Genomic DNA, 13341 nt, shown 5'->3' with positions numbered 1-13341 from the left:
ACTTATAAGACTGAGACACTTGTTACTATGTCTGTCACCGAAGAATTTGTTACCCCAGAAGATGTTATCTTTCCTCCAGGGGATTTATATAGTGACGAACCACCTTTGGAAAGTTATTTACATTTACAACAATTAATACTGTTATTAAAGTGTTTAGAGTGGTGGTGGCAAGACCGCAATGACTTTTTTGCCGCCGGGAACCTGACTATTTATTACAGTCCCACTCAGCGTAAGTCAGAATATTTTCGAGGCCCAGACTTTTTTGTGGTGCTGGGAACAGAACGCCGTCCCCGCAAAAGTTGGGTTGTCTGGCAAGAAGAAGGTAGATATCCTAACGTGATTGTGGAAATACTATCAGATTCTACCGCCACTACAGACAGAGGTTTAAAAAAGCAAATCTACCAAGACACATTCCGCACACCTGAGTACTTCTGGTTTGATCCTGATACTTTGGAGTTTGCCGGCTTTGTGTTGATGGCTGGTAAATATCAACCAATTGAAGCAAATCCCCAAGGTTGGCTATGGAGTCAGCAGTTAGAGTTATATTTAGGAGTGAATCAGCAAAATTTACGCTTTTACACGGACGAAGGAGAACTAGTCCCCACACCAGAAGAAACTGCACAACAAGAAAAACAACGCGCTGATCAAGAAAAAGAACGCAGCGATCGCTTAAGAGCGAAGCTGCGAGAATTAAACATAGATCCAGATACTATTTAACCCAAGTTGCTAGTTATCTAGATATAGTCTCTTTAGTTGGTAATTGTTAATTGGTAATTGAAAAGAGATTTTTACCCATTACCCATTACCTATGAATCTTCAGGAAGAACCCATTTAGGTGGTTCCATCCTTTTTTTCCGCAGACGCTCTTCCGCCATTTGCAGCATTTGGTCTAAAGAAGTCTCGGCAATGAATTGAGAAGTAGCCTCTCGAAACTCAATGTTCGGACATTTATCCCCTAGAACACAACCGTTGACGCAAGCTTGAGCGCAGTTAATTTTCTGCTCCACTGTCAATTCCTCTCTACTCAGGGTCTTTTTCTGCCCTCCAGGTAAATTTTACCTTGGTAGTTAAAATCAAATTAGTCTAAATATCTACCATTTTAAAAAAAGTACAGACGCGATTAATCGCATCTCTGACAACTGACCAATGACAACTGACAAATGACTCAACTTTTGGCTATTACTGGAACTATTGCGGCGATCGCTACAGCTATTGTCCCTCAACAAGGTAGCGTCGGTATCGTGCGGGTGTCTGGTTCCCAGGCAATAGCGATCGCCCAAACTCTGTTTGATGCGCCTGGTAAGCAAGTTTGGGAAAGTCACCGGATTCTTTACGGTTACATCCGCCATCCCCAAACGCGACAAATCGTAGATGAAGCCCTGTTACTGCTCATGAAAGCGCCTCGTTCTTACACCCGCGAAGATGTGGTAGAGTTCCATTGCCACGGGGGAATTATTGCAGTGCAGCAGGTGTTACAATTATGTCTGGAAAGCGGCGCTAGACTTGCTCAACCGGGGGAATTTACCCTCAGAGCCTTTTTGAATGGCAGACTAGATTTAACCCAAGCCGAGAGCATTGCTGATTTAGTCGGTGCGCGATCGCCCCAAGCGGCTCAAACGGCTTTAGCTGGTTTACAAGGCAAATTAGCTCATCCCATCCGCCAGTTACGCGCTAACTGTTTGGATATTTTGGCAGAAATTGAAGCCAGGATTGATTTTGAGGAAGATTTACCCCCGTTGGATGATGAAGCCATCATATCAGATATTGAAAACATTGCCGCAGAAATATCGCAACTACTGGCAACTAAAGACAAAGGTGAACTACTGCGGACAGGCTTAAAAGTGGCAATCGTAGGTCGTCCGAATGTAGGTAAATCCAGCTTATTGAATGCTTGGAGCCAGAGCGATCGCGCCATTGTCACCGACTTACCCGGCACAACCCGCGACGTTGTAGAATCGCAGTTAGTCGTCGGAGGCATTCCCGTACAAGTGCTAGATACAGCAGGCATTCGGGAGACTAGCGACCAAGTAGAAAAGATAGGCGTAGAGCGATCGCGTCAAGCAGCCAACACCGCCGATTTAGTCTTGTTAACCATCGATGCTGCCACCGGTTGGACGACTGGCGACCAAGAAATTTATGAACAAGTAAAACACCGTCCGTTAATTCTCGTGATGAATAAAATTGATTTGGTAGAAAAACAATTAATTACATCTTTAGAATATCCCGAAAATATTACTCAAATTGTTCACACAGCCGCAGCCCAAAAACAAGGAATTGATAGTCTAGAAACGGCAATATTAGAGATAGTTCAAACTGGAAAAGTCCAAGCGGCTGATATGGATTTAGCCATTAATCAAAGACAAGCCGCAGCCCTCACCCAAGCGAAAATGTCTCTAGAACAAGTGCAAGCCACAATTACCCAGCAGCTACCCCTAGATTTTTGGACAATTGACTTACGTGGTGCAATCCAAGCACTGGGAGAAATCACCGGGGAAGAGGTAACAGAGTCAGTGCTTGATAGGATTTTTAGTAGATTCTGTATAGGAAAGTAAATATTGTAAATAATTATCTATCGCGATCGTCTCGCATTAATTCTGTATTATCAGTCCATGTCACGTCCTTGCAGATACTTCTACGACGCAGATGACTTGCCGCTAAAGGGTAAAAAATAAAAAATGCACTTCTATTTACTAATAAATCAGAAATGCAAGTACAAAGAAATTAGTTAAATAAAAACTACTGTGGTGCAATTATCAATCATCTATTTAAAACACCATGAAGCTATTAACATCTATTACGATATCATACTACCACCGAAAACACCTCCAGCAGTTACTTTGCCTGCCATTATACCAAAGGCAGGGTTAGATGTAATTGCAGTTACTGCAACACCGACTATGACACCAACTACAATCCCTGAAGTAGTATTCACTGCAAAATCAGCAGCATATTCTTTCCAATTTTTTGCCATTTCCAACTCCTGATAAGGCTTGAGATAATTTACTCTTTCTGTGAATATTATTGTCTAATACAATTATTATTTCTCCCGTATATTTTCTGAAAGTAATTTAAAGATTTATAGTGAAACCATATTTAATTATTAAAATTAGATATATTTTTTATCTCCGAAACATTATATTGCTTGGAGCAATGTCAAGATGTAATAAATATCAAATAATTAACTTAGCGTTGCAATGTATTGCTTTCTTTTATGCTTCTGTCCTACGTATATAAACTGAATCCCTCATTGAAACAAGCTGAAACAATGGAGCGTTGGCTGCATCTGCTTCGCCTCCAATACAACTTTCGAGTTAGGGAAAGAACGGAAGCATACGAGCAAGCAAAAGCACCTGTCATGGGTAACTACTGCATTCTTCAAACTCAAGCTGAATGCTGTCCATTAACTTGTTCCGTTAGCAAGGGTGCTTTGTACGGAAATCCCTGGAGTACAAAAGGGAAAAAACGTAGTCCCCTTGCTCAACAGGATGCCAATTTAGTAGACCTGAAAAAAGAGCGACCTTGGTACGGTGAGATTTGCTATCACGTCTTGCAACAAATGCTCAAGCAAGTTGATACTGCTTTTGTGAGGTTTTTTAAAGGCTTGGGTAAATATCCTAAAACAAAAAGAAGGGGAAAACTTCGCTCTTTCACTTACCCAACAGGGGATGTTGGCTTTAAAGGGAACAAAGTCAGACTACCTGGACTTGGCTGGATGCGATTTTTTCAATCTCGACCGTTTCCACTTGGCTTTAAAATTCGTTCTACCACTGTGCGGAAAAAGGCAAACGGTTTTTATATCTCCGTTCTGTTGCAAGATGACACAGTTCCCCAGGCTTCTGCATCCCAGCAAATACAAACAGCGTTGGGAGTGGATTTAGGAATTAAAAAGCTGATATCTCTAAGCACTGGTGAAACTATTGCCAATCCTCGATTTTACAAGCAGATGGAACGCAAGCGATCGCGTCTTAACTGGGCGGCGAATCGTAAAGTTTTAGGTTCCCGTCGTCGCCAAAAAGCATATCAGCAAATAGCGCAGCTAGAACAGAAAGTTACCAATCAAAGAGAGGATTATCAATGGAAAATAGCTCATAATTTAGTTAAGCGATTCGACCTGATTGTATTTGAAAATCTCAACGTTCAGGGTATGATGGCTCGTTGCAAGCCTAAGCAAGATGAAAGCGGTAAATACTTACGCAATGGCCAGTCTGCTAAATCTGGACTAAATAAAGCGATCGCTGATGCTGCTTGGGGTTCCCTCAAACTGAAAGTTAAAATTTTGTCCGAAAGGGCTGGCGTTCTAGTACATGAGGTTAAGCCAAACTTTAGCTCCCAAGAATGCAGCGAATGTGGCTATATCAGTCCTACAAACCGAGATAAAGAAAAGTTCCTTTGCGAACATTGTGGTCATCACGCAGATGCAGACATTGATGCAGCAAAAGTCATCTTAAAGCGCGGTTTAAGTGAACTGGGAATTAATTTAGATGCTGTATCGGGAGTCCCTCGAAAACAGGATAAAAGTACGTCCAAGGAGCCTGTTGCAAGACAGGGAATATCAACTGCGTTGGCGGTTGAGCCTGGGAACCCTCATCAAGTGGAGGAGAGGCTAAGTAATTAGCTCTCGGTGTCTTTTAGCATGAGCTATGTCAACACCGTCGATTGAAATCGGGTGGCTTACAGCAATATCAATAATCAAATCAACGGAGAGGGGGAGATTCGAACTCCCGGAGGTTTTCGCCTCGCTCGATTTCAAGTCGAGTGCATTCGACCACTCTGCCACCTCTCCAAATAAACTGTCGAGCCACTGCCACCCGTGTTTTTGTGGGTGAGCAATAAAGCTGACAGATAATACTATATCCTATCATCTACACAGATGGTACTACTGGAGTTGATCGCTCATAAAAAATTTCCTCTTTCGCCACCTGAAAATCTTCGCCCACCCAAATTAATGAAGCTTGCGTCACCTCACCCGCCTCTAGGGAAACCAGGGAAAAATTCCGCAATTTGCCGCTTTCACCTTCTACAATCCTGGGTACACTGGCGGCGTTCAGGTAAACTATCCCCTCTGGACTTTTAAAGATGGGTTTGCGTAGTTCTTTTTTGGTGTGTCGTAACGTGTGGTGCATATGACCAAATGTCACCAGGGCAATTTGTTTACCAGCCGTCATCGTCAGAGAAATCGCTTCGGCTAAATCTGGGTCGCCAAAGTCGCCGCCTATGGGATGCCAATCTTTACCACATGGGTCTTCTGGCCGATCGCCTAATCCACTCGGCCCGTTATGACCAAGAAAGATAATTGTCTCACAGGCTGCACTTTTTACCGATGCAAATATTCTCTGTGCTGATTCTTCCAGGGTGGTCACACCATAACGCTCTTTACAGATATCAGCAAATCTCCATTCATGACCACCCCAACTAAAAGGACGACCACCCACCACGGTTAAATTCCATTCGGGGAAATCCAGTTTACCGTAACCCACATGGGCTGAACCAAGTAAATCTAATTGTTCCTGTACCCAGTCTTCTTTGGTGCGATCATAAGGGCATTTCTTTCGTCCCCATTCTGTGGCAGTGTACCACGCATCATGGTTACCCATAACTGCCGCTTTGGGAATATTCAGGGATGCGATCGCTCTTACCACTTCCACCGACTCATTACCAAAATCCCCCACAAATAGCACCAAATCCACACCCAAATGCTTGAGTGCCATGCCATCTTCTACTTCCCACTGATCATGGATATCTCCAACTACAGCAATTTTCAGAGTTTTGGATTGATATTTTTGACTGGTCATGCCACTTTCCTTGCCGTATATTTCCAGCATAGGAAACTCAGCCGGATTTGGACACTATTTAGGGGTATTAACCCAGCATCTACTTTTGGTAAAAACTACTATAATTAAATAACCAGACAAAATTTGTAATAAAAAGTAACCCTAACTGTGTTTACCACTGCCTTTGCTCAACGGGAACAGACTCAACCAGGTGGACTACCACTAGATTTATTTGCCGCTATTGAGAGTCTGAAAAAAGAACTCAATGCGGTTATTTTGGCGCATTATTATCAAGAGCCGGATATTCAAGATATTGCAGACTTTATAGGCGATTCATTACAACTAGCTAGAGCCGCAGCTCAGACTAATGCAGATGTGATAGTCTTTGCTGGTGTTCATTTTATGGCAGAGACAGCCAAGATTCTTAATCCCGAAAAATTGGTACTGTTACCAGATTTAAATGCGGGTTGTTCTTTAGCAGATAGTTGTCCACCAAAAGAATTTGCCGCTTTTAAAGCAGCACATCCCGATCATTTAGTAGTTTCCTATATTAACTGCTCTGCTGAAATTAAAGCTATGAGCGATATTATCTGCACCAGTTCCAACGCCGTGAAAATTGTGCAGCAAATCCCTAAAGAACAGCCGATTATTTTTGCTCCTGACAGAAATTTGGGGCGTTATGTGATGGAGCAAACGGGACGGGATTTGGTACTGTGGCAAGGTAGCTGTTTGGTGCATGAAACCTTTTCTGAGAAGAAGATTGTACAATTAAAAGTCGCTCATCCCCAAGCAGAGGCGATCGCTCACCCAGAATGTGAAAGTAGTGTCTTGCGTCACGCTAGTTTTATCGGCTCTACAGCAGCCTTACTCCAATACTGTCAAACCAGCCCCAGTCAAGAATTTATCGTGGCGACTGAGCCAGGAATTATCCACCAAATGCAGAAACTAGCACCTAACAAGCATTTTATTCCTGCGCCACCCATAAATAATTGTGCTTGCAATGAATGTCCATTTATGCGGTTAAACACCCTAGAAAAACTCTACTGGGCAATGAAAAATCGTACTCCGGAAATTACCATGTCGGAAGATATCCGACTCGCGGCTCTGCGACCAATGCAACGAATGTTAGAGATGAGTAATTAGTCAATAAATTCTTATATTTTTTACAAATAAAATGGGGAAATCACGTTTCCCCATTTTCCATATCATCTCTGTTTTCCCAATCCTCAAATCTAAAAATTCTCTCTGCGTGACACAGTTCATACGCTTTTGAATCGCTTAGTCATCATGGAGATTTATCAGCTTCTTTTTGTGCCGCCTCACTATATTTCTTATATAGCTGAGTACGTATCTTAGCTTCCTGGTAACGCTTGTGATTGGCTGGTACTGCACTCATTAAATCAGATGCTCGTTGCCACATAGCCGCTAACTCCAACCATTGAGTTGCACTAGTGGCTGTTTTACCAGATGCGGAGGCTTGATTAGCAAGGCGTACAGCCGAAGCAAAGGAGTCTTCAGATTCGTTAGTAGCGCCACTATTAAAAGCCTTGTTCAGTACTGCTGATTTTTTCCCGTTAGTGTTGGCTGTAGCTAAAGAATTGTGATTGTCTAGCTGCGCTGAATTTTGGAGTTGTTCACCAAACTGACTATAAAAAATCCACCCAACCGATAGCAACAAACATAAAGCAAATGCTGACCGCAACTTAACCTGGGAGACCTTTTTTTGTTTACCTTTGTTATGCAGTGGTGAGAGTTCGCGTAAATTTACTTGTCCTTGTTCGGCTTGGGCTTCTTGGAAATCGCTGATGAGTTGCTTGAGGACATTGGGTTGAGCAAGGGTAATTTCTTGTGACCAGAGTAATTGATTCTCGCGATCGCGGTCAATTTCTGTCAACCATAGCAGTTGTTGTTCCCGAACAATCCGACTGTTAATTTTGATGCGGCGAATATGGCGCGGTGCAATTGATTCCAGAATATGCTGGATTTGCTCTACCAGACTAGATTGCTCAAGTTGTTCTACCTTGGCTGCTTCGCATAATAGTTGTAGGACACCATCAGCAAAAACAGCCCTGATTCTCACACCAGATTTGGTGAGCTTTTCGTTTAATAGTTGAATAATTGCCGCAACGCTTCCTTGGTGAGCTTGCCAAGCAATATCGTTTATCCGATCTACCATTGGAGATTTAGTAATAGCTTTTAACCCTGGATTTTTTAAAAGAATCATAAATTTAGGCTGTTGTTCTATTGAACTTTACCTTGTCTTCGATTTTAGGAGTAAAAAGATCCGGTTGTCACATAAAATCTTAAAAATCTAGCCTCCCTATACTGATATCTAGCAAGCTCTATCTTTACCGTTTTGCCTGTGTCAGTGGTCAGTTGTTAGAGACGCGATTAATCGCGTCTGTACAGTTGTTAATTTCAGTTGTTTTTTATTGCGTTGCGCGTGTCAGTTGTTAATTGTTTTACCTCTGACTACTGACCACTGACAAAATCGAAGATATTTACCGCACTACGATCATACTTAACCAAAACTAAATAACATCAGGGTCAACACTTAACACTTTTAACTTTTCTGCCAATATTTTTCTAGTTCTAAACACCACCCTCTCTTCCTTATGCTTTCAGAACGCTTTACCCAAGCTTTGACTTACGCTACTCAACTCCACGCTCACCAAGTCCGTAAAGGTTCGGGTATCCCTTATGTGGCTCATTTGTTGGGTGTCGCCAGTATTGCCTTAGAATATGGAGCCAATGAAGATGAAGCCATAGCAGCACTTTTACACGACGCGGTGGAAGACCAAGGTGGCGCAGCGACAAGAGAAGAAATTCGTCGCCGCTTTGGCGAAACTGTCACGGCAATTGTTGATGGTTGTACAGACGCTGATACAATACCAAAGCCTCCTTGGAAACGACGCAAGGAGGCTTATATTGCTCATATTTCTACCGCCTCTCCATCAGTGCTACTGGTATCAGCTGCTGATAAACTCCACAATGCTCGGTCAATTCTCCAAGATTATCGCCTTGTGGGTGAATCCCTTTGGGAACGCTTCCAAGGTGGTAAAACTGGTACTCTTTGGTATTACCGATCGCTGGTGGATGCTTATCAAAAGACTGAAACTAGGGCCATTGTTGCAGAACTAGCACGGGTAGTTACCCAAATTGAGGATTTAGCATCTCAGAAAAAATCTGAAGCATGAAGGCTGAAATATTCCTCACTTCATACTTCATATATTTTTTTGTTTGACTGTAACAGGAAAGACAGTCTTGTTTGGGCTAGCGGAACATACTACTTATAGATGTATCTTCATGAATCCGCCAGATGGTTTCCCCTAACAAGTTAGCGACTGATAACACTACTAGTTGGGGAAAGCGATCGCTTTCTGGTATGGGTATTGTATTGGTGACAATTACTTCCTCAAACAAGCCACTGGACAATCGTTCAACAGCAGGAGGAGAGAAGACTGCATGGGTTGCACAAGCGTATACCTGACGCGCCCCTTCTTCACGTAATAATTTAGCGCCGGCGGCAATTGTGCCACCAGTATCGATCATGTCATCAACCAAAACTGCGGTTTTGCCTTTGACATCACCAATCACATTTAAAACTTCGGCGACGTTATGAGCCTGACGGCGTTTGTCAATAATTGCCAGTGGGGCATCATTGAGCTTTTTCGCAAATGCTCTTGCTCTCGCTACACCACCAACGTCGGGGGAAACCACTACAATATCATGCAGTTGTTTGCTTGTTAGATAATCTAGCAAGACCGGTGAACCGTACACATGATCAAACGGAATATCGAAGTATCCCTGAATTTGAGCAGCGTGTAAATCCATTGCCAAGACGCGATTAGCTCCGGCTTGAGTAATCAGGTTAGCAACCAACTTGGCAGTGATTGATTCTCTCCCTGCGGTTTTACGGTCAGCACGAGCGTAACCATAGTAAGGAATTACTGCTGTCACCTGTCGCGCAGAAGCGCGCCGACAGGCATCAACCATAATTAGTAATTCCATTAAGTGATCGTTCACTGGTTGACAACATGGTTGGATGAGGTAGACATCGCAACCCCGAATCGATTCCTGAATTTGAACATACAGTTCACCATCCGCAAATCTTTTGCGGATCATGGGGCCTAAGTCCATACCCAGGTAACGAGCGACTTCTTGAGAAAGTTGTACGTTAGAAGAGCCAGAAAACAGCCGCAGGCGATGATTTTCAGTCAGTCCTGTTGCAGTTGGCTGCAGTTTAAAAGTTGCAGAACTGAGCACAGCAGATCCTCGATGTGCATTCATGGCAATCTTAGCATTAGATATTTGGTGGATTTAACTGAAAGAGAGCAAAAAAAACATCTGTGTGTTTTTTTGAAGCTTTCATAAATACTTTAAATATTTCTCAATATAATCATCATCTGCTCACTTTTCGTTCCTTTTGATAAACAAAGCATCATGCCGATTAACCCACGGACTAGCAGAAACTAGTTTAATTCTTGTGCATTACCAGCAAAACCAGATTTTCTGAGTCTATTTAGACTGAGAGACTTCTTCTATATATTGCTGACGGAGGATCAACCATTAAATTAGTTAGTTGGTTTTATCCTAATAGCAATTAAGAAATAGAATCATTAACAGACGAAAACCTTAATGAATTTTCAAGGTTCATTCAATATTCTACGATATTAGTCTCAAAATTATAATATAAACTGACAAACTAAATTTTTGACTGGTCATCAACAATTTTTTTCAGTTTATAAATTCATCTTAACTATCATCCATTCAGATTATAGTTGATGAGTTATTAGCTTACCGACTGAAAGCTGATATAGGACTAGTATTTGATTTCTGAAATATACGTAGGAGAGCCACTGCGTTGGTGAAGCAGTACGGTCTTGGGGTTTCCCCAAGTGGAGTAACTGCTGAAAGGGTTTCCCGGCTTGGAGCAAGTGGCGTTTGGCATTGCCCACCACAACCATCATAAGTGGACATTGCCCACCCTAAAGATACTTAGATCCAGAGTGAGCGATCGCCCATTTTAGAGCGAAGGGAGTATGAGTCTAACTACAAAATTTTTCTGCTATTTTTCACAAGCTTATTTAAATCTACGAAATGCGTGGGAATGATTGTTGCCTGCCTTCAAAAAGATTTTTTTGAGTCTATTGAACTGTTTTATGAAAGTGCCTGACAGACATCGGCATGAAAGTAGAACAAATTCTACCACGACAATTAAAACCATCAATACCGTATTTCTATGAATTGAGAAATTTCTGTGGAAAAAATTGTAGTTAATTTCCACAAGCTCCCCTTTTTGATTATTACCTCAGGCTTTTGATCGAAATTGACAAAAAATTCCCACCTGAATTGCAACCAATAAAAGGTGAAACCCTTGCTTGAGGAGGTTATTGGCTGCCAGAAGAAGAAAGCTGGTTACGCCTTATGGGTGACGTTGTTTAAGAGATAGGACTTACGCAGAAAAATAAAACATCAAGGGTTTGGACAAGGGTATAGGGGAGCCAGTTGCGTGGGCGGTGAGTGCAGCCACACGTGCGGCTATGCCGCCGGGTGGACTGCCGAATCCGAAGGAGTTTCCCGACTTGAGCAAACTGGCGTGTATAAATATTGGAAACCCTTACACCCGGTCTCAACAGACAACCTGGGTGCGTAAGTCTTAAAAGAGTAGACGATCGCCTTTCATTTGAGGCACCATTGTTGATGGTAGATCCAAAGGTTGCCGAGCGTTGCACAATAGTCATACAACACATTAGTTGCCAGTTTACCTGCTGTGTAGGGTAGAATATCGCCGCAGGTAACTGTCTGTCGCCGCTTTGATTTATCTTGGTGGGTGACTTACTCCCTCCTGAGTTGCTATTACACTCTACTGATTGATCATGCAACCACCAATTTTAATTGGCACTGTCCTGCAAAATCGTTACCGCATTGTGCAAATTCTCGGACAAGGAGGATTTGGTAGAACCTATCTAGCGGAAGACCAGAGACGCTTTAACGAACTGTGTGCGATTAAGGAACTGATTCCTACGGCGACAGGGACTGTTGCTTGGGAAAAGGCTCAAGAGCTGTTTCACAGAGAAGCGGCTATCTTATATCAGATAGAAAATCCCCAAGTGCCAAAATTCCGCGAAAAATTTGAGCAAGACCAACGCTTATTCTTGGTACAAGACTATGTAGCTGGGAAGACTTATTGGGATATATTGAAGGAACGACAAGCTATCGGTCAAGCTTTCACGGAGTTAGAAGTATTACAGTTAATCCGGTCATTGTTACCAGTTCTGGAACATCTCCACGGGCGCGGCATTATTCACCGAGATATTTCTCCAGATAATATTATTTTACGGGATAGTGATTCTAAGCCAGTGTTGATTGACTTTGGGGTAGTCAAAGAACTAGCGACGCGCTTGCAGTCTCCAGAGATGACAACGCCAGTTACCTCCGTCGGAAAATTGGGCTACTCCCCTAGTGAGCAAATGCAAACAGGAAGGGCTTATCCTAGCAGTGATTTGTATGCTCTAGCAGTCACCGCGATAGTCTTATTGACGGGGAAGGAAGCATCAGAATTATTTGATGAGAACCAACTGAGTTGGACTTGGCAAAGGTGGGTGAGAGTAAATCCCGTCTTTGCTCAGATTATAAATCGGATGTTGAGTCATGCACCAGGCGATCGCTTCCAAACTGCGGCAGAAGTATCCCAAGCATTACAAGCCATAGACCAACCCAATGTTGGTGTTTCTCTTCCTAATGTTTCCCGTGTGCAAACAATTGCGGTCGGTCGTCGTCCTGACTTTGTAGCACCACCACCTGCACCAAACAAATTTGAACCCGTAATTCCCCCCAGTCGTAGTACTTCAGTTTTAGATAACCCTTTGGCTTTGGGGGCTATAGGTACTGCTGTAGTCATTTTGGCTGGTGTCGGTTCTTGGGCGCTGGTAAGTTCTATTCGCAGCCACTCATCATCACAGCCAGGTGAAACACCACCACCCCAAACCTTCCCCTCACCAGTAGTTACAGGTGGTACTACTTTCTCAACCGAAACTCCAGAACCAGTAGTTTTAAACAAGCGTCTCAATTTAGGAAACTCTAATACAGCTACGGTTGCAGATACTATCCAAACAAATCAGATTATTCAATACAGTTTTTTTGGGGAAGCAGGAGATAAGGTAACTACCTTTGTTGACCAAAGTGAAGGTGTGTCGTTAACTATTGTGGGCAGGAATCAACAGCCAATTGATAGTAGCGCCCAGCAAGTGACCAACTACGTAGGTACATTACCCAATACTGGAAGATATACTATTCAGTTAACTTTAGCTCCAGGGGTGGCTGCAAGTGACTACAGTTTGAATGTAGCCATAGAAAAAGCCATTCCAGCAACACCAACCCTCACGCCTACGGAGACCCCAACACCAACCCTCACACCAACGCCTACGGAAACTCCAACACCAACCCTTACGCCTACAGAGACCCCAACACCGACACCAACGCCTACGGAAACCCCGACACCAACCCTCACGCCTACAGAAACTCCAATATCTATTCCTGAGGCACAAAGTTCACCCTAACAGAACTT

The 13341-nt window shown here is 43.0% G+C and carries 13 protein-coding genes and 1 tRNA gene; 7 read left to right on the top strand and 7 right to left on the bottom strand.

What is annotated here, in order from left to right; genetic code table 11:
• The first annotated feature begins 27 nt into the window (after nucleotides 1-27).
• Entirely contained in the window at nucleotides 28-717 is a 690-nt protein-coding gene (locus ACN222_RS23400) for a Uma2 family endonuclease (RefSeq protein WP_010998810.1), read from the top strand.
• An 89-nt stretch (nucleotides 718-806) separates the two neighbouring features.
• Here ACN222_RS23400 and ACN222_RS23395 read toward each other — a convergent pair whose 3' ends face one another.
• Nucleotides 807-1007 carry a hypothetical protein gene (locus ACN222_RS23395; protein WP_010998809.1) on the bottom strand — a complete coding sequence of 67 codons (201 nt, stop codon included), beginning with the start codon at nucleotides 1005-1007 and terminating at the stop codon, nucleotides 807-809.
• A 153-nt stretch (nucleotides 1008-1160) separates the two neighbouring features.
• Between ACN222_RS23395 and mnmE the strand changes: the two genes are divergently transcribed.
• The gene (gene mnmE, locus ACN222_RS23390; RefSeq protein ID WP_044522294.1) at nucleotides 1161-2552 is read left to right on the top strand and encodes a tRNA uridine-5-carboxymethylaminomethyl(34) synthesis GTPase MnmE; all 1392 of its coding nucleotides are present in this window, start codon (nucleotides 1161-1163) and stop codon (nucleotides 2550-2552) included.
• Nucleotides 2553-2794: 242 nt separating this feature from the next.
• Here the strand turns inward: mnmE and ACN222_RS23385 are convergent, their stop codons facing one another.
• The gene (locus ACN222_RS23385) at nucleotides 2795-2971 is read right to left on the bottom strand and encodes a hypothetical protein (protein WP_010998807.1); all 177 of its coding nucleotides are present in this window, start codon (nucleotides 2969-2971) and stop codon (nucleotides 2795-2797) included.
• Nucleotides 2972-3211: 240 nt separating this feature from the next.
• Between ACN222_RS23385 and ACN222_RS23380 the strand changes: the two genes are divergently transcribed.
• Nucleotides 3212-4615 carry an RNA-guided endonuclease InsQ/TnpB family protein gene (locus ACN222_RS23380; protein ID WP_010998806.1) on the top strand — a complete coding sequence of 468 codons (1404 nt, stop codon included), beginning with the start codon at nucleotides 3212-3214 and terminating at the stop codon, nucleotides 4613-4615.
• Nucleotides 4616-4698: 83 nt separating this feature from the next.
• Here the strand turns inward: ACN222_RS23380 and ACN222_RS23375 are convergent.
• Together ACN222_RS23375 and ACN222_RS23370 are read right to left on the bottom strand one after the other, a co-directional pair.
• A tRNA-Ser gene (locus ACN222_RS23375) sits at nucleotides 4699-4783 on the bottom strand.
• Between the two features lie 79 nt (nucleotides 4784-4862).
• On the bottom strand, nucleotides 4863-5822 hold the full coding sequence (locus ACN222_RS23370) for a TIGR04168 family protein (RefSeq protein ID WP_010998805.1): 960 nt from the start codon (nucleotides 5820-5822) through the stop codon (nucleotides 4863-4865).
• A gap of 117 nt (nucleotides 5823-5939) precedes the next feature.
• Here ACN222_RS23370 and nadA point away from each other — a divergent pair, with 117 nt between their 5' ends.
• On the top strand, nucleotides 5940-6914 hold the full coding sequence (gene nadA, locus ACN222_RS23365) for a quinolinate synthase NadA (protein WP_010998804.1): 975 nt from the start codon (nucleotides 5940-5942) through the stop codon (nucleotides 6912-6914).
• Nucleotides 6915-7056: 142 nt separating this feature from the next.
• Here the strand turns inward: nadA and ACN222_RS23360 are convergent, their stop codons facing one another.
• Nucleotides 7057-7995 (bottom strand): hypothetical protein, encoded by a 939-nt coding sequence (locus ACN222_RS23360; RefSeq protein ID WP_010998803.1) that lies wholly within the window; start codon nucleotides 7993-7995, stop codon nucleotides 7057-7059.
• Between the two features lie 391 nt (nucleotides 7996-8386).
• Here ACN222_RS23360 and ACN222_RS23355 point away from each other — a divergent pair, with 391 nt between their 5' ends.
• Nucleotides 8387-8968, top strand: coding sequence for an HD domain-containing protein (locus ACN222_RS23355; protein ID WP_010998802.1), 582 nt, complete (start codon nucleotides 8387-8389; stop codon nucleotides 8966-8968).
• 76 nt (nucleotides 8969-9044) lie between these two features.
• On the opposite strand, the gene ACN222_RS23350 is transcribed toward ACN222_RS23355, so the two are convergent.
• A complete protein-coding gene (locus ACN222_RS23350; RefSeq protein ID WP_044522287.1) occupies nucleotides 9045-10061 on the bottom strand; it encodes a ribose-phosphate pyrophosphokinase in 1017 nt (338 codons plus the stop codon).
• Between the two features lie 485 nt (nucleotides 10062-10546).
• On the bottom strand, nucleotides 10547-10741 hold the full coding sequence (locus ACN222_RS23345; RefSeq protein WP_010998800.1) for a hypothetical protein: 195 nt from the start codon (nucleotides 10739-10741) through the stop codon (nucleotides 10547-10549).
• Between the two features lie 549 nt (nucleotides 10742-11290).
• Between ACN222_RS23345 and ACN222_RS23340 the strand changes: the two genes are divergently transcribed.
• Both ACN222_RS23340 and ACN222_RS23335 read left to right on the top strand, forming a co-directional pair.
• Nucleotides 11291-11434, top strand: a complete 144-nt coding sequence (locus tag ACN222_RS23340; protein WP_158629515.1) for a hypothetical protein — start codon at nucleotides 11291-11293, stop codon at nucleotides 11432-11434.
• 216 nt (nucleotides 11435-11650) lie between these two features.
• A complete protein-coding gene (locus ACN222_RS23335) occupies nucleotides 11651-13333 on the top strand; it encodes a serine/threonine-protein kinase (protein WP_010998799.1) in 1683 nt (560 codons plus the stop codon).
• Nucleotides 13334-13341: the final 8 nt, after the last annotated feature.

It is taken from the genome of Anabaena sp. FACHB-595, assembly GCF_048568275.1.
GTDB lineage: Bacteria > Cyanobacteriota > Cyanobacteriia > Cyanobacteriales > Nostocaceae > Trichormus.
The sequence above is the reverse complement of the archived record's forward strand: the minus strand, read 5'-3'. Positions and strand labels throughout refer to the sequence as shown.

What these genes read in the sequence shown, in the direction of transcription:
- ACN222_RS23335 (WP_010998799.1), top strand. Translation starts at nt 11,651, where the DNA reads ATGCAACCACCAATTTTAATTGGCACTGTCCTGCAAAATCGTTACCGC.
- ACN222_RS23385 (WP_010998807.1), bottom strand. Translation starts at nt 2,971, where the DNA reads ATGGCAAAAAATTGGAAAGAATATGCTGCTGATTTTGCAGTGAATACT.
- ACN222_RS23380 (WP_010998806.1), top strand. Translation starts at nt 3,212, where the DNA reads ATGCTTCTGTCCTACGTATATAAACTGAATCCCTCATTGAAACAAGCT.
- mnmE (WP_044522294.1), top strand. Translation starts at nt 1,161, where the DNA reads ATGACTCAACTTTTGGCTATTACTGGAACTATTGCGGCGATCGCTACA.
- ACN222_RS23355 (WP_010998802.1), top strand. Translation starts at nt 8,387, where the DNA reads ATGCTTTCAGAACGCTTTACCCAAGCTTTGACTTACGCTACTCAACTC.
- ACN222_RS23345 (WP_010998800.1), bottom strand. Translation starts at nt 10,741, where the DNA reads ATGATGGTTGTGGTGGGCAATGCCAAACGCCACTTGCTCCAAGCCGGG.
- ACN222_RS23400 (WP_010998810.1), top strand. Translation starts at nt 28, where the DNA reads ATGTCTGTCACCGAAGAATTTGTTACCCCAGAAGATGTTATCTTTCCT.
- ACN222_RS23360 (WP_010998803.1), bottom strand. Translation starts at nt 7,995, where the DNA reads ATGATTCTTTTAAAAAATCCAGGGTTAAAAGCTATTACTAAATCTCCA.
- ACN222_RS23350 (WP_044522287.1), bottom strand. Translation starts at nt 10,061, where the DNA reads ATGAATGCACATCGAGGATCTGCTGTGCTCAGTTCTGCAACTTTTAAA.
- ACN222_RS23370 (WP_010998805.1), bottom strand. Translation starts at nt 5,822, where the DNA reads ATGCTGGAAATATACGGCAAGGAAAGTGGCATGACCAGTCAAAAATAT.